This is a genomic window from Paenibacillus sp. FSL M7-0896, assembly GCF_037975415.1.
Classification (GTDB): Bacteria; Bacillota; Bacilli; order Paenibacillales; family Paenibacillaceae; genus Paenibacillus_AQ; species Paenibacillus_AQ silagei.
The window spans coordinates 6,638,302-6,665,051 of the sequence record NZ_CP150250.1 but is presented as its reverse complement, the minus strand read 5'-3'; the positions used below and the strand labels follow the sequence as shown (position 1 = coordinate 6,665,051).

The following is a 26,750-nucleotide window of genomic DNA, read 5'->3' as shown; positions in this document are numbered from 1 at the left end:
ACCCGTTTATACCCCCGGGTGGTTTGGGTATTACAGCTTACGGGCTATTGTAATGTTATACAGTACTTATCGCAGCAGCTTAGTCTGAAGTACGCTTCAGGCTACCACACAGGAATACGAGGAGGCGTTCAAGATGAAGAACAAAAAATGGATGATCGGTTCACTGGCATTATCACTGGGTCTTGTCTCTGCAGGGGGCGGAGCGCTTGCGGCTTCACCGGTGGCAAGTATTGAGGGCGTAAGAACGGTTGCGGCGTCTGCACCGGGCAAGGAAGGGCCGGCTACCATTAACAATCTCACTGAACGGAGTGTTGTTCCGCTGGTGGTTCATGCCAAAAAGCTATATACGTATGCCAGCCGGGGAGGCAATGTATTCAGCCCGGAGCTGTTCACTTATAAAGCACAGGAGTACCGCTATCTGTCCAGTGATCTGGGCTCGAAGCAGCAACTGTTGAGCTACATCAAGAAGGGATTCACGCATAATGCGGCGGTCTTCTACGCACAGACACAGTTCCTGGAGCATGAGGGCCGAATGGCGCAGGTCAATTCCGATCTGGGCAACTCGCTGGATTTCACTAGAGCGACTGCCCGGATGGTCTCCAAGACTGCGCAGGCGGCAGTGTTCGAGCTGACTGTACCTGCGGAAGGAGCGAACGGGTCTTCCGAAGTAGTTACAGTGAAGCTGAAGAAGGTTAACGGTTACTGGAGAATTGATATGTCGCCAGATACTCTTTTCTAAGCAGCGGCTTCAGACTCTGTCTAGCGCTTCATAAAATAACGGCTGTGCCGACCTTGTCACAAGGAGGGCACAGCCGTTTCTGCTTGCTATACACACTTCAGATGCTTCGGCGAACCGGACGTTACCGCACCTTCACACCATCCTCGACTAGCTGTCTGCGCGGGGATTCGGGCTGATCGGATTTGCTCATTCCGCCGCGGTTGATGGCAATGACACGTTTCTGGGCGTAATAGGTATCGCGGGAGAGCAGATTTCTTTCTACGGCTTTACCATCTACGTGGCGGGTAATGTAAGTTTCAACTACATAGCCGGTTTTGCCGGCAAGCAGTACCCGGGTTCCGCCCTTGGGGAGCGAGGCATCGCTCACATATTTATCCGTGGGGGGCAGCACCTCGACGGTTCTGGATTCAACGGAATAGGTGACGTTCTTCGGGAATGTGCCGAACAGCTTGATGGTCAGCGTGCGCCCCTGGACTTCGGATTTGATGATCAAGTATTTGCCGGTGTTGTTGCGGAAGCGGAAATTAATATACCCCTCGGCAAAAGTGGCGTCCTGCCCCTTGGGCAGATAGCTGACCGGAAGCGAGTGGTTGCGCCGTTCTACGATCTCCAGCCCGGAGCGGAGCGCGGCATTATACAGGGTGCTGGAGACCTGGCAGATCCCCCCGCCCGTGCCGGGCTGGAGCTTGCCGTTCACGATGACCGGGGCTTCGCGGAAGCCGTATTCGGTCTGGGCCTTTTGGATTGCTTTTCCGTAATCAAAAACCGCATTCGGCGGCAGCACCGTGCCGTTTACAGCTTTGGCGGCCGCCTCCACATTGAAGCTGCGCCCGGGGCCGCTGGCCCCGAGGGAGGTGCTGAACTGGACGATTTTGCGATCGATGCCCTGATCCTTGAGCGCCTGTAGCGTGATCTTCGGCTGCTTGACGGCAAGGGGAACCTCCAGCTGAATCTGCTGATCCTGAAGTGTGCCGTCAGCGGCCAACCGGGTGGGTACCGCCGCCTGCATCGCAAGCTCTAGCGTCTGCCAGTCCACCTCGTAGGAGGAGGTGCCCGGCGTATATACGACCCGGTCATCTCCGGTGATCCGCCGGACCGCATCGACCGGAACGCCGAAGGAGGCTTTTTCCCATTCGGGATTCAAAAGACTTCTGAGCTGCGCAGTCTGCAGCTGAATCTCCATATTCCAGCTGCCGGACCAGCTGCGCCGGGCTTGTACCCGCTCCATCAGCGTGCCGTCCGACAGCGTCTTCAGCGCCTGGAGGAAGTCCCCGGCTTCATAGGTCACACCTGCCTGCTTAAGGGTAACCTGGAGTCCGGCATTATTTTTTGCCTTCAGCATGAGTGGAGTAGCTTCCAGCGCCTGAAGTCTTGCATCCATTCCGGCCGTTACGTCAGCGATGTTCATTCCGCCAACCTCCCAGCCAGCGATAACGGTGTTTGCGGGCAGAGTAGGCTGGGTGCCGTATAGATGAAGTCCACCGGCAGCCAGCGAACCGGCCAGCATCAGACCGAAACCCGCGATGAGAGCGGCGTGTATTTTTTTCATAAATAATCTCTCCTTCTATGGGGGCGAAACCTGATGTTTTTATGTATATGTAAGGATTCGGTAAAACTTTCGGGTACTCAAGGGGTTATGGATTTGTTACAATAGATACGCCTGCGATAATCATGCAGTTTATGGAAGCTCCCCCGGCCCGGTGGCCCGGCGGAAGATGTCAGAATCGGGAAGTGAGAAAATGATTGAGATGCAGGATGTATGGAAGACCTATGCTAACGGGACCCATGCATTGCAGGGAATATCGGTCAAAATCGACCGCAATGAGTTCGTCTACATTGTCGGACCGTCCGGCGCAGGGAAATCAACGTTCATGAAATTAATTTATAGAGAAGAAACGCCGACCAAAGGACAGATCTCTGTAGGCGGGTTCAATATCGGCAAGCTGAAGCCCCGTAAGATCCCTTATGTGCGCCGCAATATCGGTGTGGTCTTTCAGGATTTCCGGCTGCTGCCGAAGATGACGGCGTATGAGAATGTGGCTTTTGCGATGGATGTTATTGAGGCGCCGAAGAAGATTATCAAGAAGCGTGTGAATGAAGTGCTCGATCTGGTGGGACTGCGCAGCAAGGCGGGGCGTGAGCCCTCACAGCTCTCAGGGGGGGAGCAGCAGCGTATCGCGATTGCCAGAGCCATCGTCAACAACCCTTCCGTTATTATTGCGGACGAGCCTACCGGCAATCTGGACCCGGAGACCTCGTGGGGCATTATGCAGCTGCTGGATGAGATTAATTTTCGCGGTACCACGATCGTTATGGCGACCCACAACCGGGATATTGTGAACAAAATGCGCAAACGGGTGCTAGCGATTGAGAATGGAACGATCGTCAGAGACCAATTGAGAGGGGAATACGGTTATGAGTTTTAAAACCTTCTTGCGGCATTTGCGGGAAGGCTTCAAAAACGTATTCCGCAACGGCTGGATGTCGGTGGCGTCCATCACTTCCATCGTTGTCTCTCTCTTCGTACTCGGAGTGTTCATCCTGCTGGTGCTTAACGTCAATCAAATTGCGGACAAAGCAGACAGCCAGGTGCAGATCAATGTACATCTGACGCTCAATACGGACCAGAAGATGCGGGAGAAGCTGGAAAACGAAATCGGCAATATGCCGGAAGTCAGCAAGGTGGAGTTCGTCTCCAAAGAACAGGGCTTGAAGGAATTTCGTGAAGATATGGGGCCGGATGCCGCCGAGCTCCTGGAAGGCTTCGATGAAGACAATAATCCGCTGCCGGACAAGCTGCTCGTTGAAGTGATTGAGCCGACCACGGTTCCGTTTGTAGCGGAGAAGATAGAAGCACTGAACAAGACGCATGAAGAGCAGCCGATCTACAAGGTGAACTACGGTAAAGGCTCTGTGGAGACTTTATTCAAGGTGACCAAGGCGGTGCGGAATATCGGGTTTATTTTTGTAGCAGGACTGGCGCTGATGTCGATGTTCCTGATCTCGAATACTATCCGGGTAACGATCCTCGCCCGCCGCAAGGAAATCGGCATTATGAAGCTCGTGGGAGCAACGAATTATTTCATCCGCTGGCCCTTCTTTATCGAAGGTGCTCTGATCGGATTGATTGGTTCAGTGGTAACCTCGGGCGCGCTCTACGCCGGTTACAGCAGTCTGGTGGCTTCCGTGAAGGGAGATCCGATGCTGGGACTGCAGTTGATTCCATTCGAGGATATCTGGTTGCTGCTATGCGGGCTGCTGGTGGGCCTCGGGGTGCTGATTGGCGTATGGGGCAGCACGGTGTCGATCCGCAAGTTCTTGAAGGTATAGCCTGTATTATTCACATTATTGAACAAAGGACGGAGAGTGCAAGTTGAAAAGAATTGCTGCCGGAATGGCCGTAATATTGCTGGCTGTCACAATGTTCGGGCCCTCTGACGGGTATGCGAAGAAAACAAGCGTTGCCGAAATCGATAAGCAGCTGAAGCAGCTGCAGCAGGAGGTCCAGGCGGCCAAGGCGGCGCAGGAGAAGGCGGACTCCCGTAATCAGGAGGCTAAGCACTATAAGAATAAGACCACGCTGAATCTGGACTATGTGCTGGGGCAGATTGCCCAGGTGAAGGGTGAGATGACCACGATATCCGGCAAAATTGCCAGTACGGAGAAGTCGCTTACCGTGACAGCAACGGAGCTGGATGATGCTGAGGCGCGCGTGGCCTCCCGCGAAAAACTGCTGGAATCCCGTGTCCGTCTTATGTACACGGATGGCGCAGTCTCCTATCTGGATGTACTGCTATCCTCGACCAGCTTCTCTGACTTCCTGGACCGGGCCGATTCCCTGAAGATGATCGTGGATCAGGATCAGGATCTGCTGGTGCAGCATAAGCTGGACAAGCAGACGGTGATTGCCAAGAAGCAGGAGCTGGAAGGGCAATATGCAACAGCGAAGCAGCTGTATACCGATCTGGAAGCCCAGCGCAGTATGCTGAAGGAGAAGGAAGCGGAGAAGCAGGAGCTCATCGCTTATTATGATGAGGAGATTGAGAATTCGGAGGTCATCTCTGCTGAGCAGGATGCCAAGCTGGTAGAGCTGGCCAGCAGCCGCTCTGCGCTGGAAGCGCAGAAGGACAAGATTAAGGCGGAGGAAGCAGCGCGCAGAGCGGCAGCCGCGAAGGCTGAGGCGCAGCGCCGGGCGGCATTAGCCGCAGCCAAGGCGGCGGAGAAGGCGAAGGCCCCCAAGTCTTCCGGCGGCGACAGCTCCTCCGTTGCGAGCGCAGAAGATTATTCGGGCGGAGACGGTCCTTACCTGCGGCCGGTGGGTTACGCGCGGATCTCTTCTCCTTTTGGCTACCGGACCCATCCGGTGACGCATGAAGTCGGCAAGCTGCATACCGGTATAGACTTTGCCGTGCCGCAGGGTACGAGTATCCATGCGGCGGATTCCGGTACAGTTGTGTTAGCGCAGTGGTATAGCGGTTACGGATACTGTGTCATTATTGATCATGGCGGCGGGGTATGGACGCTGTACGGACACATCCGCGAGGGCGGTATCAAGGTGAGCCAGGGACAACGGGTGGAGCGCGGACAGACGATCGCCGAATCCGGTTCAACGGGACGTTCCACCGGCCCGCATCTGCATTTTGAAGTGCGGATCAACGGGAAACCGGTGAATCCTATGCCTTATCTGTAAGTGGACTGAGCGGATGAATTATAAGTTTGGTTGAACTGATAAATATATTTTCATGCTGCGGCATATACTGGAAGAGATGCCGTTTCTCATGGAACGGACCCATGCTGGTGTTAAGATGGACAAGAAGGGACGGTGGGAACATCATGTTAAAGAAAAGCACTGCGGCCTTTATGATTGTCGCGGCACTGCTGTGCGGCAGTCTGCTGACCCTGGGCGTGACCGGTTATGTACAGGTATTCGGACAAGCCGCAGGTGAAGGGCTGGCAACGGTCTTGCAGACTGCCGGACTACAGGAGAAGGAATCGAAGAAGCTGGGTACCGCTCTTAGCCTGATCGAGAGCAATTATTATGAGAAGGTCGACCGGGAGAAGCTGATTGACGGTGCGGTCAACGGAATGATGGAAGCACTGGGCGACCCGTATTCGAACTACATGGGCAAGGAGACGGCACAGCGGTTCGAGGAGAGCATTGAAGGCTCCTTCTCGGGGATTGGCGCTGAAGTCTCCTCCGACAACGGTAAGGTCGTTGTAGTCTCCCCTATCAAGGGCTCACCGGCAGAGAAGGCCGGTATTCAAGCCAAGGATGTGATCCTCTCCGTTAATGGTGAATCGCTGGAAGGGCTGGAGCTGAATGCGGCTGTAGCCAAAATACGCGGTCCCAAGGGCAGCAAGGCGACCCTGAAGGTCCAGCGGACCGGAACAGCAGAGCCGCTGCAATTCGTCATCACCCGTGATGATGTCAGACTGGAGACGGTCTATGCGAAGATGGAGAAGGAGCATGTCGGTGTGATCGAGGTTACGCAGTTCTCACAGAACACCTCGGAGCGGTTCAAGGAAGAGCTGACGAAGCTGGAAAAGCAGGGCATGAAGGGACTCGTTATTGATGTCCGCAATGACCCGGGCGGTGTGCTGCCGGTCGTCATTGAGATGGTTGAGCAGTTCGTTCCTTCCGGCAAAGCCATCGTACAGGTGGAGGATAAGAACAAGCGGCGCGAGATCAGCACCTCGAAGGGATCAAGCAAGAAGTATCCGGTAGTCGTGCTGATGAACAAGGGCAGCGCGAGCGCTTCGGAGATCATGGCCGGAGCCCTGCAGCAATCTGCCGGAGCCAAGCTGATCGGGGAGAATTCGTTCGGTAAAGGCACCGTGCAGACCAGCTTCGAGGAGCAGCTCGGTGACGGAAGCCTGCTGAAGATTACGATTGCCAAGTGGCTGACGCCAGACGGCACCTGGATTCACGGCAAGGGCATTAAGCCGGATATAGCCGTAGCCCAGCCGGATTACTTCTCGGTGGCGCCGATTAACAAGAGCGTTACGCTGCAATATAATATGAACAATGCAGATGTCAAAAGTGCACAGACGATGCTGGATGGGCTAGGCTACAAGCCGGGCCGTAAGGACGGCTATTTCGATGCCGGGACCAAAGAAGCGGTCAAGAAATTCCAGAGCGCAGCCAAGCTGAAATCGACAGGCTCGATTGATGCCAAGACCGCGGAAGCGCTGGAGCTGGCGCTGATCAAGGTCATCCAGGATCCGGTGAATGACAATCAGCGGAATAAGGGGATCGAAGAAATTCAGAAGGAAATCAAGGCTGCGGCGTCGAACAAGTAAGAGGGCTGATTTCAGCCTTCTTTTTTTCTTTGAATGGGATATTATCATTTAATTCTGTTTTTAATTGTGGCCCGAATGTATGTGAAAAACAGCATACATTATGCTGGCTTGCAGGCGTATGGGCCAGATGTATGTGAAAAACAGCATATATTGTGCTGACGTGCAGGCGCATGGGCCAAATGTATGTGAAAAACAGCATACATTGTGCTGACGTGCAGGCGTATGGGCCAAATGTATGTGAAAAACAGCATACATTGTGCTGGCGTGCAGATAATCCCTATTTGCTATAGGCTATGAAAAGGAGTGTGCGAACCGTTGAATGTACTCCCGGAGCTGCTGACCAGCTGGGGCACAGCAGTCCTTCATCTGCTGATTCAGCCCTATTACTATATCGCTATTCTATTTATTGCCCTATATTACCGCAGACAGGTAGCCCTGGAGCGGAAGCTTATTCATGTGAAGCTGCATAGCTGGGGACCGGAAACCTGGCGGACCGTGTGGACTGGTGGACTCATGGGACTGGTGGTCTCCCTTGCCGCCGTTGCACTGGGAGTATCAGTGACCTATATGGCTGTTGCCTGTATCTGGGTAGTCAGCCTTATCTTAATGCTCTTTCGGGTGCGTTACTTATGCTTTGCGTATGCCATAGGCGTGCTGGGAATCGTGCAGTTTGTACTGTCGTTCTTCCCGGGGACGCTGCAGAGCGGAGCCGCCGGAACGGTTGCCGGTGCCGTGCGGGAGATGGACATCCCGGCGCTGCTGGTGCTGGCCGCGCTGCTTCACGTGGCCGAGGCGCTGCTGGCGCGCTGGCAGGGGCCACGGCTGGCGACGCCGTTGTTCCTTGCCGGCAAGCGCGGCAAGGTGGTGGGCGGCTACCAGCTGCAGGCCTTCTGGCCGCTGCCGCTGTTCGTGCTGATTCCCGCAGGCACGGGAATCGGTGAGCTGCCGTGGCATCCGCTGCTGGGCGGGGGCCTCGGCCTGGTCTCGCTGCCGGTCATCATCGGCTTCAGCGAGATGACCCAGGGCATGCTGCCCGGACGCAAGGCGGCCCGGACGTTCGGACGGCTGCTGATTTACAGCGCCGTCCTGCTCGGTCTCAGCCTGCTTGCGGACCTATGGAGCCCGCTGACGGTTGTCGCGGCGCTCGCGGCCATTCTGCTGCACGAAGGGTTAAGCTGGTACAGCGCTCTGGAGGAGCGCAGCCTTAGCCCCATCTTCGTGCATCCCCCGGCCGGCCGCAAGGTGCTGGCCGTGCTACAGGGCAGCCCCGCGCAGGAGCTGGGCATCCTGCCCGGCGAGATCTTGCTGAAGGTCAACGGGGTCCTGTTGACCAGCGCGGCGCAGCTGCATGAGGCGCTGCGCATGAACCCCGCGTTCTGCAAGCTGGAGGTGCAGAACCGCGAAGGCGAAAGCAAGTATCTGCAGCGCGCGATCTATGCGGGGGACCATCATCAGCTCGGCATCATTCTGGTGCCGGACCCGGACGGGGGCATCACCGCAGAGACCAAGCCGTCCAGTATCTTCAGCATCATCGGGATGCGGACAGGCATCCGGCAGAGGGGAGTGCAGGGCGACCGGCTGGGCCGGGCGAAGAAGACGCCGCCTGCGGAGGCCAAACAGACGCCGCCGGCAGAGGCCAAACAGGAATCTGCCGGCGTCTGACGGATGATTATCAACGTAATTGGTTCCCCCAGCGGCTGCTGGTACGGAAGCTTAAAGAGGCCCGTTCTTTCTGAACTAAGTTCAGGGGGAATGGGCCTTTTATATTTGATAAGGAAGTGATGTGAGGCACCTGGAATGTATGCGACAAACCGAATACAATCGCAATGCGTAACCATGGGGGCTTGTGGACCTCATGGTTGCGAAAAACAGGCATGACAAGACAGAGGCCTTGTCACCCCCAGGAATGAAAATAAGTCGGGTGCATCAGTCGCATCCCGACTTTTATTTTCGTATTAAACCGAACACAATCGGTGCTGCTGCGAAGAGGGGGCCCCATGCTCCGCAGCCCGTAACATTTTAGAGAAATCCTGCAAGAAATGCAGGAATACTGCCCAATAGAAGCGACCTATGCTGAAATTCTGCATCAAATGCAACAAATCCAGCGATAAGTTGCGCTAAGCACTGGAATTCCTGCAAATGATGCAACAATGTACCGTAGCCCGTAACATTTTTAGAAGAATCCTGCAAAATGTGCAACAATGCGATTCATACAAGCGATCCGTGAGAGGAAACTCTTAGAATTGGCGAGAGATAGGCGGAGCGCCACCATGAAAGGAAGAGGCACTTCAGAACGTATACGAAAACCGGCTACAGGGTGTGGCCAAAAAGGCATATGGGCTGGATGTTTGTTAACAGAAAGCGATAAGGCACAAGCGTCTATCACCTGTTAGGATTCAGTGCCTTATCCTGGATATGCTTGTCTGTGGCTCAATGGTTCCCCTGCGTACTCTTCAGATACAGAATCGCAATCTGTGTCCGGTCACGTACGCCGAGCTTGCTGAGGATGTCGGTGATATAGTTTTTGACGGTGCCTTCGCTCAGGAACAGCTTGGCGGCGATTTCCTTGTTGGTGAGTCCCTCTGCGATGGAGGTGACTACGGCCTGCTCGGACCTCGTCAGGCCATAGGAAGCAAGCGGCTGAGCCTCGGGAGCTTCCTGACGCGCGGATGGCTGGAGGAAGCCCGCCAGCTTGCGGGCAATCTCGGGATGAATGAGCATATTGCCCTCATGTACGGTCTTGATGCCTTGAATGATCCGGTCCGGCGGGATGTTCTTGAGCAGATATCCGCTGGCTCCGGCGCGCAGAGCCTCAATGATATACTCGTCATCATCGAAGGTGGTCAGCATCAGGACGGCTACGGCCGGGTAGGCTTCTTTAATCATCCGTGTGCCTTCCACCCCGTCACATCCCGGCATCCGGATATCCATGAGTACAACATCCGCTCCGCCGGGCAGCTCCCCCAGCAAGGAGAGGGCCTCCCGGCCATCCCCTGCGGTTCCGGCCACCTCGATACCGGCATCCAGCCCGATCAATACCTTCAGGCTCTCGCGGATAAAAGAATCATCGTCAACAATCAATACTCTAATCATGAATCTGCACCTCTTATCTGTGAATATACTCCCGCTGCCCGTCCCCGGCTAAGTTGATGAGTGTGTGGTTGGGGGATGTGGCATATGGGGAAGCTGTGGTGTGGGTTACAGTTGGACAGCTGTTAGTCTGGCCGATGCTGAGGCTCATGGCCCAAGGATAGTTGGAGAACTGACTCGTCTGCCGATGTTATGATGGTGGAATATAGTTGGATTTTGAGCACTTGCTGATCAACGAGTGGCCTCTCTGGGGACAACAGTTGGACAAACAACACTTAATTGTTCCCAATCTGCCCCGCAGCAGAAAAATCATCGACAGTAGATGCTGTTTTTCCAACTAATACCCTGGAAACATCAGAAACAGTGAAATTAAGATACGTTTTTCCACTTGCTTCTGCCAGAGAGGGAGCAGTTCCCCCCAGATCCACAAGTTGTTAGGATATAACACCTGTATCTCGATCCGCCTTCCCATCAGTTCCCCGTCAGTTATATGTACGCTATGGCTATAGCCAGCTTCCCACAGCCTCACTCTCACCCTTGCCCCACACTCTCACTCCTGCCCCCACTCACCCCTGCCGCACCTATTCAGCGCAGCAATCCCTCCGGCTGCCGATACACGGGCAGCCGGGTGATGACCGTGAACTGCGGCTGCAGCCGCAGCTCCAGCGTTCCGCCAATCAGGGCGCTGCGTTCGTGCATACCTTTCAGGCCCATTCCGCCAGTATGGTGCAGCTTGTACAGAGCCTCCTCCTCGGGCAGCTTCCCGTTATTGCCGGTCTCCATCCGCACCTCATGCTCCGTATAGGTGACCTCCACCCATACGGAGCTGGCCTGCCCGTGCCGCAGCGCATTGGTGATGGCCTCCCGGGCATTGGTGTACAGCACAACCTGAAGGCTCGGATAGAGCGGATAAGGAATCCCTTGCACCATATAGGAGGTGGCAATACCTGTATCGCGGCCCACTTCTTCCAGCAGCCGGTCCAGCGCATAGGCTCCTTCAAGCTGCGGAGCAGGGTTAATCCGCTTCAGCGCCGCACGCATATCGTCCATACTGCCCGAGAGCTGATCCCGGATCTGGTTCATCATCTGCAGTCCCGTTTCCGGTGCGGCAGGGAGGGTGTGGATGGCCGCTTCGGTCATCATCTTGACCCGGATCAGCCGGTGGCCGATGTCATCATGCAGCTGGCGGGCGATCCGCACACGTTCTTCTGCCTGCGTAGCCACCTCTATTTGCGAGGTGAACTGGAGGAGCCTTGCGCGGGCCTCTTCCAGCTCGAAATGCTTTTTGCGCAGCTCATCATAGAGGAATAAGGTATCGGCACGCCCGCGCCCTGTGCGGAGCAGCAGCAGATTCAAGCCGGCACAGAGCAGGAAGGTAAGGTTCGTGAACACAAGCACTGCCGGAGCACCATGAAGCAGGGCGGCATTCAGCAGGGCCAGATGAATACAGAAGAAGGTGAGGGCCGTATTCTTGGGCTGCCGCCGGGTATAGGAGATCACCGCAGACAAGGCCGGAAAAACCATCAGAGGCCCGTATTCGTAACAAAGCCAGGCGGTGAGGATCAGCTCCATGCCTCCGGTCAGAGTGTAGAGAGGCCTGGATTGCCTTGCACCCAGTGTGACCAGCAGCATCAGCAGCATGAAATGCAGAGTGAACCAGTCATAGTCCGCGAATTCATAGACTTGAATGGAGAGGATCGCCGGGATTATAAGCAGGCTGTAGCGCAGCAGAATCAGTTCTCTGGTCAAGTAAGCTCATCCTTTTAGATAAAATATCCCTAATCGGTCAACATTCTTCTCAGGTATAACCATCTTAGCATAAGAGTGCTGCCCTTCAGGAGATGACTTTCGTCACCTCTGGATCATGACCTTTAGTAGCTTCGGCTGTGTCCGCCCTACTGTACAATAAGAATACGAGAATGAAGGAACAGGGGGCATCGGCAATGGCACTAGCAGTACTGAGCGATGTTGTGAAGAGATATGACGGTAAGCTGATTGTGGATCACGTGAATTTCAATATACAGGAGGGTGAAATCTTCGGCCTGCTGGGCCCGAACGGTGCCGGGAAAAGCACGACCATCAGCATGATCTGCGGGCTGCTTCAAGCCGACAGCGGCAATATTATTATCGACGGGCTGTCCGTACGGGAGCGGCCGCTTGAGGTGAAGAAGCGCATCGGGCTTGTGCCCCAGGAGCTGGCGTTATACGAGAATATGACGGCAAGCGATAATGTAAGCTTTTTCGGCAGACTCTATGGGCTGCGCGGACAACTGCTGAAGGAGCGGACCCAAGAGGCGCTGGAGTTCACCGGCCTAAGCGACCGGGCGAGGGATAAACCGTCAACCTTCTCGGGAGGGATGAAAAGACGGCTGAATATCGCCTGTGCCATCATGCACCGGCCGCGCCTGATTATTATGGATGAACCCACGGTCGGCATTGATCCGCAGTCACGCAATCATATTCTGGAATCCGTGAAGGCTTTGAATAAGATGGGGTCGTCGGTGATCTACACCAGCCATTATATGGAGGAGGTCGCTGCGATCTGTGACCGGGTGGCCATTATGGACCAGGGGCATATTATTGCCTGCGGTACGGAGAACGAGCTGCGCGAACGGGTGGCCCACGAGGAGAAAATCGTTGTGAAGGCAGCGGGCATCACCCCTGCCTTAGTGAACGAGCTGGGGCAGCATCCCCGGATCAACCGGGTAGAAGCGGTGCAGGATGCGATAGAGCTGTATCTTCCCTCCTCGCAAAGTGCGCTCCAGGATATTCTGTTTATTTTCTCCAAGCACGAAGGGGTCATTGCCTCCCTGAATATTGAAGAGCCGGATCTGGAGACCTTGTTCCTTAGTCTGACCGGCCGCACCTTGCGGGATTAGAGAGGGGGGATAGGTGTGAATATCTGGATCATTATGGGGTTTGAGCTGCGCAGACAGCTCCGTTCACGCACGTTGCTGCTTAATATGTTTCTGCTGCCGCTGGTGCTGATCTTCCTCTTGGGCGCTTCGCTCTCCGGGGTGGTCGGGGTACAGGGGGCAGATGAAATCAAGCCTGTACGTGTAGCTATTGTGAATAGCGGAGGCGGAGGGGCAGAGGCATCTGCGATCCTTACGGCTTTTCTGGAGTCGGCTGAGGTGAAGGGGCTCATTATTCCTGTCAAGACAGAGAGCCGTGAAGCTGCGGAGAGCGGGCTGCGTACCAGTAAATATGCCTATGGAGTTATTGTTCCTCCGGGCTTCGACCAGGAGGTGCAGAGCGGTAAGAAAGCGAGCCTGGAGTTCATTCTGGGCAGGAGCCATGACGATAACCGGGTCGCCGGAACAGCCTTCGACAATCTGCTGATGGAGCTGAATTATAAGCAGGCGGCAGCCGTAACCCTTGGACCACAGGCTCTTACAGCGACTACGGCACCTGCCGGGAAGCCGGGGGTGGTGCTGGGGGATCTGAACAATGGCGGGAAGACCTATTCGGCGGCCCAGTTCTATGCAGCGTCCATGCTGCTGATGTTCCTGATGTATAGCGGACTTACTGTGACAGCCTCACTTTTTAACGATAAAGAGAACCATACGCTGTTCAGAATCCATTCCATGCCGGTAAAAGACAGTCATCTGTTCATCGGCAAAATGCTCGGCGTAGGCCTGGTCAGCATCCTGCAGTGCCTTACGATTATTCTGCTGTCTGACTGGCTGTTCGGCGTCTACTGGGGCAATCGCCCGGGGCTGCTGCTGCTGTTCTGTCTGCTGATGATTGCCGCCTCGATGACGCTGGGCGTACTGATCTGCCTCTTCAGCCGGACCTCGGCGACGGCTACGAACATCATTAGTGTCCTGACTATAGTGATGACCTTCGTCAGCGGAGGAATGGCGCCGCTTCCCGATTCCTGGGTGAACAGTGCAGGTGCATTCACGCTTAACCATTGGGTGCAGCAGGCAGTCATCCGGATGATGCTGCATTCCGGTCTGGAGCAGCTTTTGCCGAATCTGTGGGTGATGTGCTTCATCAGCGCGGCCTTGTTCGCGGCAGTGATTGTCTCATACCGGAAGGTGGGTTACCGTGGATAAAATATTAATTATTGCCTGGAATATGATCAGACGAAGCATTGGCACCTTCAGGGGACTTATGGTATTCATTCTGCTTCCCGGTATAGTGGTGGCAGCGATTATCTCCCTTACCGGAGGGATGGCGGAGGGACCGGCAACCGTTCTATATGCCAACTCGGATACGGGGGCAGCCGGCAGACATTTGATTGCGGAGCTGGAGCAGGCCGGAGAATATAAGTTCGAGCCGCGCAGGGATGAGGCCGCTTTGAAGGAAGCGACAATTAAGCAGGAGGGAACGGTGGGGGTGTTCATTCCTGCCGGGTACACTGCCGCCTTAATGGCGGGGGACCCGCTGCAGATCAGCATCTATGAGCTTCGGGCAAGCGAAAGCTCAATCATGATGAAGATGAAGATCACCGCCACTGCCGCTCAAATTGCCGAAGCAGCACATACCGTTGCTGCCGCCAGTGGAGGAACAGGCGATATGCAGGCGCAGCTCGCTGCTGTGCTGAAGCAGTCGGAGCAGCACAACGTGGGTAGCACCCGTACCGATTATGATCTCTATCCACGGCAGACGCTGGGCGTGGTTACAGGGATGACACTTATGTTCCTGATGGCACTGGTGACCAGCTCCGTCTCCCAGATCACGGATGACCGCAGAGGGCGTACCATGATGCGCATGTTCAGCGCTCCAGTCCGTTCTTATGAAATTGCGCTTGGCAACTTCCTGGGCAGCTTTCTTGTGGGAATGATTCAGATCCTTGTCGTGCTGGTGCTGGGCAAATGGGTGCTCCGCTACGATTATGAGATGCCGCTCTTTCTCTACTTCCTGGTTCTGGCGGCCTTCATGCTGGTCTCCATGGGGATTGCCAGCACCGTTGCTGGGCTGATCCGTAATCCGCGCAATGCCGGGATGCTGAATTCGCTGATTCTTACCCCTACCTGCATGCTGGGCGGCTGCTTCTGGCCCGTCTCCATCATGCCGGAATATATGCAGAAGCTGGCCAACTTTACACCGCAGAAATGGGCGATACAAGCGGTAGACATTGCCGCGACCGGTGGCGGCTGGAACGAGCTGTGGATGCCGTTTGCGATCCTGGGCCTGATGGCTGCCGTTCTGCTGGCGATTGGCTCTGCCATTCTTCGTCCGAATGAAGCCGGAATCAGTACCTGAGGTCGAAGCGTATCTTTGCTGCCCTCCATGTCTAAAACGGACATATTCAAATTATATAATTATGTGATATGATCGAATCAAAGGAAGATATGACAGGGGGATACGAGGATGGGCAGCAATAAGCTGGCTTGGACCTGGAAGGTGAAAGAGGAATACTTAGAGGAATACGTACAGATGCATCTGGAGCCGTGGCCGGAGATTCTGGAGGAGCACAGCAAGGCGGGCATCCGCAACTACTCTATTTTTCAGAACGGCAACCAGTTCTTCTATTGCTTTGAATGTGATAATACAGAAGCCGCATTCGCCTACATCGCCGGGAGTGAAGCCTGCAACCGCTGGAATGCGATCACCTCGAAGATGGTCGAAGGTTCCTTTGATTTCAACGATGCGGTTCCGATGGTGCCACTGCGTGAGGTCTTTTATCTGAAGTAGTCCGGTTTACAGCAATGTTCATTGGAGCTATACTGGAGAGAATCGTTTGAAGCTAACTGAATAGGTCAGTGTAATTAGGAGGAGCCTGTCACCAAGGCTTCTCTTTGTCGTTTTATGGATTTTTTTTAGGAGAAAAGGAGTGGGAATAGCAAGTGGAATTCATATTGTACTTACTGCTGATTCTATTATTCACCAAGCTGGCCGGGGACTTGTCTGTGCGGCTCGGGCAGCCTGCGGTGCTGGGAAAGCTGCTGGTCGGCATCCTTCTCGGACCAGCCGTGCTCGGCTGGGTGCAGCCGGGCGGATTCATTCATTACATGTCCGAGATTGGCGTGCTGCTGCTGATGTTCATCGCGGGACTGGAGACAGACCTGAAGCAGCTGCGAGAGAACTGGAAGGCGGCTCTGGCAGTCGCGGTGGGCGGAATTCTGCTGCCTTTTATCGGCGGATATGGCATCGGGGCATGGTTTGGCTTCGCGGACCACAATGCGCTGTTTCTAGGGGTGATTCTAAGTGCGACCTCAGTCAGTATTTCCGTTCAGGTACTGAAGGAGATGGACCGGTTGAATTCGCCGGAGGGCTCGACCATTCTGGGGGCGGCGGTGATCGATGACATCCTTGTTGTGATTCTGCTGGCGGTGCTGATGAGCTTTTTTGGCACAGGCAGTGACATCTCCATTCCCCTGTTGATCGGCAAAAAACTGCTGTTCTTCGCCGTTGCCATCCTCGCCGGCTGGCTGGCCGTCCCCCGGGTGATGCGCTGGCTTGCCCCGCTGCGGGTGACGGAGCCTGTCATCACGGCTGCGCTGGTGATTCTCTTCGGGTACGCGTATTTCGCCGAGATGATGGGGATGGCCGGGATTATCGGCGCTTTTGCCGCCGGAATTGCTATCGCGCAGACCTCGTTCAAGCATGTGGTGACGTCCAAGGTGGAGCCGATTGCGTATTCGCTGTTCGTGCCGGTCTTTTTTGTCAGCATCGGGCTTAGTGTCAGCTTCGAGGGGCTGGGCAGCCACATTCTATTTGTGGTGGTGTTATCCTTGTTCGCAATATTGGCGAAATGGCTGGGCGGCGGAATCGGCGCACGGCTGACCGGGTTCAGCCTACGTTCCTCGCTGGTGATTGGGGCAGGCATGATCTCTAGAGGCGAAGTCGCCCTGATTATAGCCGCCACGGGCCTGTCGAGCGGGCTGCTGCAGCCGGAGTATTTCACTGGAGTGATTATTGCTGTAATTGTAACCACACTTGTCACGCCGCCGCTGCTCAAGGGCATGTTCCGATGACTATTTTTTAAAGAAAATAAGACAATCTCTAAATTTGTGGACCGTGATAATCTTATATAATGGGTTGTACTCAAAAAAAACGATTAGAGGGGAATGAGTCCTATCCGGTCTACAGCTACAACACTGGCAGCAGGCACGGTCCTGTCGCTTAGCCTGCTGCTGGGGTGCAGCAGCCAAAATACATCCGTCACCGGTACGCCGGGGGCAGAATCGGCTCCGTCTGCCTTAGCATCTGCTTCTGCGTCGCCATCGGCAACTCCTACTGCCCCTGCACAGACTGTTTCATCTGCACCAAGTGCTTCACCAGCAGACGCAGAAACTGCATCCTCAGCGACTCCGATAACTACAGCTGGCCTCACCAGCCAGTTCCCGCCGGATGGTCTGGCCGGATCGGTCATTATCGATTCTGTGAATGCCGAAGGGACAGTTCGGGCAAGAACCTCAGCGGGACAAGGCGAGCTACTGATGATCTCAAGCAGCCCGGAGGAGCGGGGGCATCTCAATGTTTCCAGCAATTACGGTCTTGAAGGGGAGCAGACGTATCAGGCCGATTACTCCATCGTATACCGGGCGGAGAAGCAGGATCAGTTATTGCTTAAGCTGCCCGCCTTCTTATTCGTACGCCCAACAGACCAGGTTCTGGAGTTCGGTCAAGTCAGCTTCAAGAATGCAGAAGTGTATCTGCTTGCTCCCCAATACAAGTCCGGGCATGGACTGGTTGCTTACGCCTTTGCGGTCAATAAGATAAGCGGAGAAGTATTTCCCTTATCCTTCAAGCAGGGGGAAATCGTACACGATACGCTGGTCTACTCCGAGCTGCCGCCGTTCCCGGCCAACCAGAACGAACAGTTAGTGGTGCACTCGCCTGAGGGTGCTGGCGGTGACCCGGAGCTGAAGCCACGGGTATACGATTTAGATCTGGAGAAGCGGCTGTTTATCGCGCGTTAGAGTAAAACCTCCCTTCTATCTGGAATTTTGCTTCCGGGTAGAAGGGAGGTTTTTTAATATAGTAAGATACTGAAAATCAAAGGGGAGTGATTAGGGCGGCTGACGGAAGTACGTTGGATGGGACGGATGAGAGGGATAAATCCCTCAGATGCGGCAGAAGTGGGCGGATGAGTGGAATGTTGCCAAGTTTAGTTGAAGAAGAGTATTGAAGTGCACTAGTACACCTGATTTCAGCGAACATACGCCAAAACAGGCAAGTGAAGTGCATTAGTGCCCCCGAATTCACGGGATACCGGCCAATTGAGTAAATGTGGTGCACTAGTGCCCCTTAAATCCCCAAATGCGTGCCAATCCAGCAAATAAGGTGCACTTCTGCACCTCATTCACCCTATCCCCGCCAACCATCAGCTCCCCCCACTCCCGCCGCAAGTGAGCGGCGGACTGCCATACCGCCACATTGCCACACTCGCCACATCCCTCAGTTCCCCGTACTCTCATACCGGGACAACCCGTACCGGAAGACTCCGTAAGCCGCTGCCGCGCTTCCGATAGCCGCGACAGGGGCGAGGAGCCACCAGCCGGACCAGCCGCTTTTGCCGAAAATATAGGTTGCCGGGTAGAAGCTGATGAACGCATAGGGCAGCACCGTAGAAATGAAGATGCGGATCGCCTGCGGAAACAGGGTAATCGGATATTTGGCCAGATCGGACAGATTATGCACCATTAGCGGGAACGCATTCCCGGCATTGCGAATCCAGAAGGCCGCCGAGTTACCCATGAGGTTAATGGATACCCGGATAATGACCGCTGTGACGAATAACAGGATAAGAATAGCGGCCTTGCCTGCTGTCCAGTGGATAGGGCTGTGCACAAGCGACTGCCAGATGATCACCCCGCCGATGAGCAGATTGCCGAGTCCGTTAATCCCAATCCCCGTGCAGAACACCTGAAGAACCACCGGCACCGGCCGCAGCAGATAACGGTCCAGCTCCCCTGTGTTGACCAGCCTGCCCAGCCGCCAGCTGCCCTCGAAGAACAGCGAACCCGCCCCCTCCGTCAGGAAGATCATAGCGTACATGAAGGTAACCTCCCAGAACTGCCAGCCCTGAATATCCGGAATCCGGTCATAGATCACCCACAGAAAGACGAACCCGAGTACCTGCGTCAAGGCTGCCGAACACATCAGGATATAAAAGTCTTTGTTATACTCCAGAATCGCCTTAAGCTGCTGCACATACAGCCTTCTATAGAGATAGAGCATTTGCGATATTTTCATTCTGCGTCCTCCTTCCGCCTTAGCCCCCATGAATGGTCACCTGGCGGACTGCCCAGTTCCACATGGCTTTGCCCGCTATCCAGAGCCCTGCCCCCCAAAAGAGCTGAATCCCGATCAGCCGCAGGCTTTCCCACGTATCTGCCTGTTGCAGGAAGATCATCGTCGGAGTATGAATGATGGCCTGGAAGGGCAGCAGCAGTGCCAGCTTTTCCAGCCAATTAGGGAAGAAGGCCAATGGCACCAGCGCGCCCGACAGCAGGTTAGTGAGCGCAATCCGCGTCCAGACAATCCCCAGTGAACCCGTCGACCAGAAGCATAACAGAGCCGCCAGATAGACCACGCCGAATTTGACCACAACCGCGCAGAGCAGACTGACCGCAAACAGCAGATAGACGATCGGCGAGTGGGGAAAGGTCACTCCGGTAAGGAAGGTGGCGAACACGATCAGCAGAACCGTACTCATCGCCCCCTCCAGCAGACTCGCACCCAAAGTCTCAGCGAATCGGGCCGTCTGAAAATCAATCGGCTTCAGCAGGTCCATGGCGACGCTGCCGTCCAGGATTTTGCCGGAGATAGCGGTCTCGGAATACCAGGACAAGACGGAATTGGCCAGGAAGGTCACCAGCAGATAGGTCTTCATCTGATCCCAGGAGTAGCCGCCCACCGCCTCGCGCCCGCCATAGATTCCCTGCCAGAGGAAGAAGATCGCTACGAGATTAATTGAGTTTGCGAGTAAATTAATGATATAGGAGTTCCGGTAGGCCATCACATTTTGCAGAGAGCGATTGGCAATGCTTCTGTATTTGTTAAGCCGGGCTGATGTCATCATCATGCGCCTGCCCCCTTGCTCCCCGGTGCTCGTTCAGGTCCAGATGTCCGTCATAGACAGCCTTAATGACCTGCTCAATATGGGTGTCCTCCATGCGGAAATCGAGTACCTCCCCATGCTTCATCACCCGGCTAACCACTTCACTGGCGGTATATTCATACCGGTCAAAAGTGACCGAGAACTCCTGGCTGCTCTGCTGTTCCAGCTTCAGCCCGGGGCTATGCTCCAGCAGCGCGTACAATTCCGGCATGGGGGAGCGTACCTGGAAGAAGATGACGCGGTTTTTGGCAAAACGGGCCTTGACCTCGCTCAGCGTACCGTCATAAATAATCGCGCCGTGATCGATAATGACCAGCCGCTTGCACAGGTCCTCGATGTCGCCCAAATCATGGGTCGTCAGCATCACAGTAGTCTGGTGCTCCTGGTTGATCTGCTTAATGAACCCGCGGATCTTCTCCTTCACGGATACGTCAAGGCCAATCGTCGGCTCATCGAGATACAGAATCGGCGGATTATGCAGCAGGGCTGCGGCCAGATCGGCACGCATACGCTGACCCAGCGAGAGCTTCCGCGCGGACAGGTGGATGAATTCGCTCATCCCGAGCATCTCGGTGAACAAGTCCATGTTCTTCCTGTAGAGGACATTCGGAATCTGATAGATATCCTTCAGCAGCGAAAAGGACTCGGCAATCGGAATATCCCACCACAGCTGGGTGCGCTGCCCGAAGACTGCGCCGATCTGGGCGGCGTTTTCCATTCTTTTGCGGTACGGATTGATCCCGTTCACGGAGATACTCCCGGAGGAAGGCATCAGAATGCCGGTCAGCATCTTGATGGTGGTCGATTTACCGGCACCATTCGGTCCCACGTAGGCCACTGTCTCCCCCGCTTCAATCCTCAGATCCAGCGGCTTGACCGCCACCTTCTCAATATGCCGGGGCAGGAACAGATGCTTGACCGCTCCCTTAAGGCCCGGCTCCTTCACCGCCTGCATAAAGGACTTACTCAGCCCTTTGGCTTCAATCATACTCAAGCTTAACCCTCCTGTTCATTGCTTTGAAAGCGTTACCGCAGATGGCTGCGAGAAAAATTCTGAATCCTCAGCGTTCTGAATGACGTAAGAGTAAATATATCACTGAGCCGATGTCGAAAACTATCAGATTAGGTCGATTTTGCAAAAAAAAGCGGCAGCCCCGTATAGCCTACACCAGCCGGGATTTGCCGCTACGCTTAAGGATAGTCTGGACGGCGAACCCTACCAGCAGGGGAAGCGCCAGCTGAACCTCAAGTCTCCAGTCTACAGCATACAGGTCTACGAGGTTAATCTGCTTCAACAATACATAGGTCACGTTGTATAAGAGGAATGAGCAGCTGAAGGTAAGCAGAGGGATCAGATATAATGTTCTTTTGTTCTGCAGCAGCCGATATCCCGCAAGGGTTAAGAGGGAATAGCTGGCCATGATGAGCAGGGCATAATTACTTCCGAAGCGCAGGAATGACACCATGGCGGTAGCCAGATTAAGGGCAGCCGATAGATAGCCGATGCGAAGCATGTCGAACCTCCTGGAATGATGTAGAAATATAAGAGTGAACAGATTTCTACATTTTACAGCGCTAACGCGGGGATTTACAGATCCAATACTGAATGTTCATTATTCCGTAATTGTATGTTATAATGCTTTCTTTTAAAATTGATTATATAGTAATTGGTAAAAATGGAGGGATCGTTTGTGAGAGTCTTTAATCAATCAAGAGCATGGAGTATGCCTGGGGATTTAGAAGCAAGCGAACTTGAAGCCTTCCGGCCTCTGGGTGCACCCCAAGTTGATGTCCAGAGCGGAATGTCCGTAGCGGGTACTTCCGAAGAATCCAGGGAGCATATCTACCATAGAGCTATGATTTCTTCGATCCGCAGTGAAATGAACAAATTAAGCCAGCTGCTCTCGATTCCATATGTGGTGTTCCTGACGGACAAGGCGGGGACCATTCTGGAGCTGGTCTATTCTTCTTCGGAGACGCAGGCCGAGATGGAGCAGGCGGAGCTGCGTCCGGGGGTCAGCTTAAGCAAGCAGCAGGCGGGGATGAATGCCGTATCGCTGGCGATGGAGATGAACTGCATCGGGGTGGTGCGGGGAACGGAGCATACGGATCAGACCTTCCGCGACTGGAATTGTGTATGCGCTCCGCTGCAGGATGATGATAGCGTTTACGGGTATGTTGATATTTCTTTTAATAGAGGAGAGCCGATTGAATTCGCCATTCCATTCGTGCAGCAGATTGCTGAGAATATTATGGAGAAGTGGATGGAGAAGAACCCGGAGATGCAGCAGTACCGGCTTGAATCCACATTGCTGGAGTATAAGCTGACCGCGCGGGAGCAGGAGGTAGCAAGGCTATGGCTGATGGAGAAGAGTGCGCTGCATATCGGAAGCGACCTCGGGATCAGTGAAGGCACCGTGCGCAATATGCTGAAGAGTATCTATAGTAAAATGCGGGTGAATGACCGCTTCCAGTTCGTGAGGCGACTTACGCCGTAGCCGGAGGAAGCTGCATCAGATACATACATCAAATAGCCGGGCAGCGATACCAACGTATCCCTGACCCGGCTATTTGAAAATATAGAATTTATATGTTTTACGCTATCCATTATCCTTCTATTTCTGGCTGAAAGGCAGAAGGTTAACCGCAGGAGCAGTTGAGCACCGGCTTGCGCGCGGCCTGCGTCTCATCCAGGCGGCTGATTTCAGTCGTATGCGGTGCGTTAATGACAATCTCCGGGGTTTCTTCCGCTTCCTTGACGATTCGGATCATCGTCTCAATGAAACCGTCGAGCGTCTCCTTGCTCTCGGTCTCGGTCGGCTCAATCATCATACATTCCTCTACCGTCAGCGGGAAGTAGACGGTTGGCGGATGATAGCCGAAGTCGAGCAGCCGTTTGGCTACATCGAGGGTACGTACACCGTATTGCTTAAGGTTCTTACCGGACATGACGAATTCATGCTTGCAGACGCCCGGGAAGGGAATCTCGAAGTAAGGGGCCAACCGGTGCATCATATAGTTGGCGTTCAGCACGGCGTTCTCGGACACCTCGCGCAGGCCGTCGGGACCGTAGGTACGGATGTAAGCATAAGCACGGACGAGAATCCCGAAGTTTCCGTAAAAGGCTTTGACGCGGCCGATCGATTCCGGCCCGCCACAGTCCAGCGAGAAGCTGCCGTCTTCGCTGCGGACCACAGTAGGCTGCGGCAGGAACGGGATCAGCTTCGCCTTCACGCCGACCGGTCCGGCTCCCGGTCCGCCGCCGCCATGCGGTGTGCTCATCGTTTTGTGCAGGTTGAGATGCACGACATCGAAGCCCATATCGCCCGGGCGGGTAATGCCCATAATCGCGTTGGAGTTCGCTCCATCATAATAGAGCAGGCCGCCCGCTTCATGGACAATTGCGGCGATCTCGACGATCTGCGTCTCGAAGAGTCCAAGAGTACTCGGGTTCGTGAGCATCAGCGCGGCGGTGTCGCTGCCGACAGCTGCCTTCAGCGCTTCGAGATCGACCATTCCCTTGTCGTTGGAGGGGATGGTCACGGTGTCGAGTCCCGCTGCGGCGGCACTTGCTGGATTGGTGCCGTGCGAGGAATCGGGCACGATGACCTTGGAGCGGACCTCTCCGCGGCTCTCATGGTAGGCGCGGATCATCATCAGGCCGGTCCACTCGCCATGGGCTCCGGCAGCAGGCTGCAGGGATACGGCATCCATGCCGGTCAGGGCGGCGAGATCCTTTTGCAGCGTGTACATCAGTTCAAGCGCACCCTGGATGCTCTCCTCCGGCTGGTACGGATGGATCCTGGAGAGTCCCGGGAAGCGGGCGACATCCTCGTTGATCTTCGGGTTGTATTTCATAGTGCAGGAGCCGAGCGGATAGAAGCCGTTATCGACTCCGAAGTTGCGGCGGGACAGGGCGGTATAGTGGCGGATGACATCCACCTCGGATACCTCCGGCAGTACGACCGGCTCACTGCGCAGCAGCCCTTCGGGAAGGAGGGAGTCAATGCCTTCGTCCTGCGGCACATCACATTGAGGCAGGGAGTAGGCCGAGCGGCCGGGACGGCTTAATTCAAAAATCAGACTTTGTTCCGGTTTCATACACAGCCCTCCAGTGCGCTTGCGAATTCGTCAATTTCGGTCTTGCTTCGTTTCTCCGTTACGGCAACCAGCATATGTCCGGACAGCTCGGGATAATCCCGGCCTAAGTCATAACCGCCCAGATAGCCTTCCTTCAGCAGCTTGGAGTTCACTGCACTCACACTGCTGCCCTCCGGGAGCTTCAAGACAAATTCATTGAAGAACGGGGCCGTGAAGACGCGCTCAGCGCCGGTGATTTCAGCCAGCCGCCCAGCGGCATAGTGACTCTTGCGGATGTTCAGCTCACCCACCTCGCGCATGCCCTCCTTGCCCATCACGGACAGGTAGACGGAAGCGCACAGCGCCAAGAGCGCCTGGTTGGAGCAGATATTTGAGGTCGCCTTCTCCCGGCGGATATGCTGTTCGCGGGCTTGGAGCGTCAGCACGAAGCCGCGCTTGCCATTCCGGTCAACGGTCTGGCCGACGATCCGGCCCGGCATCCGGCGCATGAGCGGTTCGGCCACTGCGAAGAATCCGCAGGTGGGTCCACCCAGTGATGCGGCGATACCCAGCGGCTGCGCGTCGCCGACTACGATGTCTGCGCCAAGCCGTCCGGGGGACTCCAATACGCCAAGTGCAATGGGGTTCGCGCTGACCACGAGCAGTCCCTTGACCGCATGGATCAGCGGCTCGATCTGGCGCAGATCTTCAATACCGCCGAAGAAGTTGGGCGACTGAACCAGAACGGCAGCCGTATCGCTGTCGATGGCTTCAGCCAGCTTGGCGAGATCAGTTACCCCGTCAGCATAATCAATCTCTACAATTTGCAGGCCCCAGGCGTTGGCGGAGGTACGCAGTACCTGACGCGCTTCCGGGTGAACCGTACGGGAGACAATCAGCTTCTTGCGTTTGGTGGCACCTGCGGCCAGCACAGCCGCTTCGGACAGGGCCGTTGCACCGTCATACATACTTGCATTGGCGACCTTCATCCCGGTCAGTTCACAGATATAGGACTGGAATTCGAAGATCGCCTGTAGCTCACCCTGACTGATCTCCGGCTGATAAGGGGTATAGGCGGTATAGAATTCCGAACGGGAAATCACATGGTTGATGACGACCGGAACGTGGTGATCGTATAATCCGGCGCCAAGGAAGCTGGCATGGGTATCGAAATCAGCATTCTTGTTAGCTAGCCCCTTCATGTGGCGAAGCAGTGCGTACTCATCCAGCGCACCGGACATCGGCAGGGTTCCCTGGTAACGGACAGACTGCGGAATATCGGCGAACAGCTCATCGATGGACTGGATGCCTACGGTCTCCATCATTTCTGCGCGGTCTTGCCCGGTCATAGGCAGATAGCGGTGCTTCATTGCGGCTTCACTCCTTGGCTTCTTTTGTAGAATGGGGCTTTGATGACGGCAGCCTTGAGCTGCTTGCCGCGGATCTCTACGTACACCTCTGTACCGATCTCCGTATAGGCAGTATCCAGCAGGGCGAGTCCGAGATTCCGCTTCAGGGTCGGGGACTGGGTGCCGGTCGTTACTTCACCGATCTTTACTCCATCCGCGTATACGGGATAGTGGGAGCGGGGAATGCCACGGTCGATCATCTCCAGGCCCACAAGACGACGGGGCAGACCGGCTTCCTTCTGCTTCAGCAGGGCGTCACGGCCGATGAAGTCGCCTGCATCCAGCTTCACGAAGAACTGGACACCGGCTTCGAGTGGAGTGATATCCGCCGACAGCTCCTGGCCGTACAGCGGCAGTTTGGCCTCGAAGCGCAGCGTGTCGCGTGCGCCGAGTCCGGCAGGAGTCAGGCCATGCGGAGCGCCTGCTTCCAGCAGGCCCTTCCAGAGGGTAGCCGCCGTATCAGCAGGAGCGTACAGCTCGAAGCCATCCTCACCGGTATATCCGGAGCGGGAGAGCAGGACGCTGACGCCGCAGACCTCGGTGTGTTCGATGAAGTGAAAAGGCTTGAGTTCCGTTAGAGGAGCGTCCGTCACTTTGGCAAGGATGGTCTCGGCCAGCGGTCCCTGCAAAGCGAGCAGCAGGGTCTCATCCGAAATATTCTTCAGGGTAACCCCGCTGAACTCGGCGGTGAGATGCTCCTGCAGCCACTGGAAGTCCTTGTCGATATTCGACGCATTCACGACAAGCATGTAACGCTCCTCGCCCAGCCGGTATACGAGCAGATCGTCCACCACACCGCCGCTTGGATAGAGCATCAGGGTATACTGCGCCGCGCCGTCTTCCAGGCGGCTGACATCATTCGTGGTCATTCTCTGGAGGAAGGCTTCTGCGCCCTCTCCGGTAACCATGAATTCTCCCATGTGGGAGACATCGAACAGTCCGGCCTGATTGCGGACGGCTTCATGCTCCTTCACGATCCCTGTGAACTGAACCGGCAGCTCCCAGCCGCCAAAATCAATACACCTGGACTCCGCATACGCGGCATAGAGATCATAAAAAGGCGTTCTTCTCAAAGACTCCATCTCGTCACTCCCTTGGCTTTGATTACATA

Annotated in this window: 24 protein-coding genes; 13 read left to right on the top strand and 11 right to left on the bottom strand. The window is 55.2% G+C overall.

Annotated features, from left to right (window positions below; all coding sequences use genetic code 11):
• The first annotated feature begins 133 nt into the window (after nt 1-133).
• Nucleotides 134-739 carry a DL-endopeptidase inhibitor IseA family protein gene (locus tag MKY12_RS28875; protein WP_339311827.1) on the top strand — a complete coding sequence of 202 codons (606 nt, stop codon included), beginning with the start codon at nt 134-136 and terminating at the stop codon, nt 737-739.
• A gap of 121 nt (nt 740-860) precedes the next feature.
• Here MKY12_RS28875 and MKY12_RS28870 read toward each other — a convergent pair whose 3' ends face one another.
• Nucleotides 861-2,288, bottom strand: a complete 1,428-nt coding sequence (locus MKY12_RS28870; RefSeq protein ID WP_339311826.1) for a VanW family protein — start codon at nt 2,286-2,288, stop codon at nt 861-863.
• 190 nt (nt 2,289-2,478) lie between these two features.
• On the opposite strand from MKY12_RS28870, the gene ftsE reads away from it, so the two are divergent.
• The 5 genes from ftsE to MKY12_RS28845 all read left to right on the top strand — a co-directional run bounded on the left by ftsE (nt 2,479) and on the right by MKY12_RS28845 (nt 8,701).
• Entirely contained in the window at nt 2,479-3,165 is a 687-nt protein-coding gene (gene ftsE / locus MKY12_RS28865; protein ID WP_036721184.1) for a cell division ATP-binding protein FtsE, read from the top strand.
• The gene (ftsX, locus tag MKY12_RS28860) at nt 3,155-4,069 is read left to right on the top strand and encodes a permease-like cell division protein FtsX (RefSeq protein ID WP_036721183.1); all 915 of its coding nucleotides are present in this window, start codon (nt 3,155-3,157) and stop codon (nt 4,067-4,069) included. Before ftsE ends, ftsX begins: the two co-directional genes overlap by 11 nt.
• Nucleotides 4,070-4,112: 43 nt before the next feature.
• The gene (locus MKY12_RS28855) at nt 4,113-5,429 is read left to right on the top strand and encodes a peptidoglycan DD-metalloendopeptidase family protein (protein WP_339311824.1); all 1,317 of its coding nucleotides are present in this window, start codon (nt 4,113-4,115) and stop codon (nt 5,427-5,429) included.
• A 143-nt stretch (nt 5,430-5,572) separates the two neighbouring features.
• Nucleotides 5,573-7,039 carry a S41 family peptidase gene (locus MKY12_RS28850; RefSeq protein WP_036721180.1) on the top strand — a complete coding sequence of 489 codons (1,467 nt, stop codon included), beginning with the start codon at nt 5,573-5,575 and terminating at the stop codon, nt 7,037-7,039.
• 315 nt (nt 7,040-7,354) lie between these two features.
• Nucleotides 7,355-8,701 (top strand): PDZ domain-containing protein, encoded by a 1,347-nt coding sequence (locus tag MKY12_RS28845; protein ID WP_339251746.1) that lies wholly within the window; start codon nt 7,355-7,357, stop codon nt 8,699-8,701.
• A 768-nt stretch (nt 8,702-9,469) separates the two neighbouring features.
• Here the strand turns inward: MKY12_RS28845 and MKY12_RS28840 are convergent.
• From MKY12_RS28840 to MKY12_RS28830, 3 genes are all read right to left on the bottom strand, one after another.
• Nucleotides 9,470-10,132 (bottom strand): response regulator transcription factor, encoded by a 663-nt coding sequence (locus tag MKY12_RS28840; RefSeq protein ID WP_339311822.1) that lies wholly within the window; start codon nt 10,130-10,132, stop codon nt 9,470-9,472.
• Nucleotides 10,133-10,404: 272 nt separating this feature from the next.
• Entirely contained in the window at nt 10,405-10,557 is a 153-nt protein-coding gene (locus MKY12_RS28835) for a hypothetical protein (RefSeq protein WP_339311820.1), read from the bottom strand.
• 157 nt (nt 10,558-10,714) lie between these two features.
• Nucleotides 10,715-11,878 (bottom strand): histidine kinase, encoded by a 1,164-nt coding sequence (locus MKY12_RS28830; protein ID WP_339311818.1) that lies wholly within the window; start codon nt 11,876-11,878, stop codon nt 10,715-10,717.
• 194 nt (nt 11,879-12,072) lie between these two features.
• Between MKY12_RS28830 and MKY12_RS28825 the strand changes: the two genes are divergently transcribed.
• The 6 genes from MKY12_RS28825 to MKY12_RS28800 all read left to right on the top strand — a co-directional run bounded on the left by MKY12_RS28825 (nt 12,073) and on the right by MKY12_RS28800 (nt 18,006).
• Nucleotides 12,073-13,008, top strand: coding sequence for an ABC transporter ATP-binding protein (locus tag MKY12_RS28825; protein ID WP_339251740.1), 936 nt, complete (start codon nt 12,073-12,075; stop codon nt 13,006-13,008).
• 15 nt (nt 13,009-13,023) lie between these two features.
• Nucleotides 13,024-14,190, top strand: coding sequence for an ABC transporter permease (locus MKY12_RS28820; protein ID WP_339251738.1), 1,167 nt, complete (start codon nt 13,024-13,026; stop codon nt 14,188-14,190).
• Nucleotides 14,183-15,343: an ABC transporter permease gene (locus MKY12_RS28815; RefSeq protein ID WP_339251736.1), complete on the top strand. Its 1,161-nt coding sequence runs from the start codon at nt 14,183-14,185 to the stop codon at nt 15,341-15,343. The genes MKY12_RS28820 and MKY12_RS28815 overlap by 8 nt, the downstream gene beginning before the upstream one ends.
• Nucleotides 15,344-15,451: 108 nt before the next feature.
• Complete coding sequence (locus MKY12_RS28810) at nt 15,452-15,775, top strand: L-rhamnose mutarotase (RefSeq protein ID WP_339251734.1); 324 nt, start codon at nt 15,452-15,454, stop codon at nt 15,773-15,775.
• A 152-nt stretch (nt 15,776-15,927) separates the two neighbouring features.
• Nucleotides 15,928-17,058 (top strand): cation:proton antiporter, encoded by a 1,131-nt coding sequence (locus MKY12_RS28805; protein ID WP_339251732.1) that lies wholly within the window; start codon nt 15,928-15,930, stop codon nt 17,056-17,058.
• 93 nt (nt 17,059-17,151) lie between these two features.
• Nucleotides 17,152-18,006 (top strand): hypothetical protein, encoded by an 855-nt coding sequence (locus tag MKY12_RS28800; protein ID WP_339251730.1) that lies wholly within the window; start codon nt 17,152-17,154, stop codon nt 18,004-18,006.
• A gap of 478 nt (nt 18,007-18,484) precedes the next feature.
• Here MKY12_RS28800 and MKY12_RS28795 read toward each other — a convergent pair whose 3' ends face one another.
• The 4 genes from MKY12_RS28795 to MKY12_RS28780 all read right to left on the bottom strand — a co-directional run bounded on the left by MKY12_RS28795 (nt 18,485) and on the right by MKY12_RS28780 (nt 21,664).
• Nucleotides 18,485-19,282, bottom strand: coding sequence for an ABC-2 family transporter protein (locus tag MKY12_RS28795; protein WP_209868346.1), 798 nt, complete (start codon nt 19,280-19,282; stop codon nt 18,485-18,487).
• Nucleotides 19,283-19,301: 19 nt separating this feature from the next.
• Nucleotides 19,302-20,114, bottom strand: a complete 813-nt coding sequence (locus tag MKY12_RS28790; RefSeq protein ID WP_339251727.1) for an ABC-2 family transporter protein — start codon at nt 20,112-20,114, stop codon at nt 19,302-19,304.
• The gene (locus MKY12_RS28785; protein WP_327196421.1) at nt 20,089-21,138 is read right to left on the bottom strand and encodes an ATP-binding cassette domain-containing protein; all 1,050 of its coding nucleotides are present in this window, start codon (nt 21,136-21,138) and stop codon (nt 20,089-20,091) included. Before MKY12_RS28785 ends, MKY12_RS28790 begins: the two co-directional genes overlap by 26 nt.
• Nucleotides 21,139-21,313: 175 nt before the next feature.
• Nucleotides 21,314-21,664, bottom strand: coding sequence for a hypothetical protein (locus MKY12_RS28780; RefSeq protein ID WP_339251725.1), 351 nt, complete (start codon nt 21,662-21,664; stop codon nt 21,314-21,316).
• Between the two features lie 210 nt (nt 21,665-21,874).
• On the opposite strand from MKY12_RS28780, the gene MKY12_RS28775 reads away from it, so the two are divergent.
• Nucleotides 21,875-22,648, top strand: coding sequence for a LuxR C-terminal-related transcriptional regulator (locus MKY12_RS28775; RefSeq protein WP_339311816.1), 774 nt, complete (start codon nt 21,875-21,877; stop codon nt 22,646-22,648).
• 142 nt (nt 22,649-22,790) lie between these two features.
• Here MKY12_RS28775 and gcvPB read toward each other — a convergent pair whose 3' ends face one another.
• From gcvPB to gcvT, 3 genes are read right to left on the bottom strand one after another with little or no spacing between them, the layout of a single operon-like run.
• Complete coding sequence (gcvPB, locus tag MKY12_RS28770) at nt 22,791-24,251, bottom strand: aminomethyl-transferring glycine dehydrogenase subunit GcvPB (RefSeq protein ID WP_036721152.1); 1,461 nt, start codon at nt 24,249-24,251, stop codon at nt 22,791-22,793.
• A complete protein-coding gene (gcvPA, locus tag MKY12_RS28765) occupies nt 24,248-25,600 on the bottom strand; it encodes an aminomethyl-transferring glycine dehydrogenase subunit GcvPA (RefSeq protein ID WP_209868336.1) in 1,353 nt (450 codons plus the stop codon). The genes gcvPB and gcvPA overlap by 4 nt, the downstream gene beginning before the upstream one ends.
• Nucleotides 25,597-26,721 carry a glycine cleavage system aminomethyltransferase GcvT gene (gene gcvT, locus MKY12_RS28760; RefSeq protein ID WP_339251718.1) on the bottom strand — a complete coding sequence of 375 codons (1,125 nt, stop codon included), beginning with the start codon at nt 26,719-26,721 and terminating at the stop codon, nt 25,597-25,599. The genes gcvPA and gcvT overlap by 4 nt, the downstream gene beginning before the upstream one ends.
• Between the last annotated feature and the right edge of the window lie 29 nt (nt 26,722-26,750).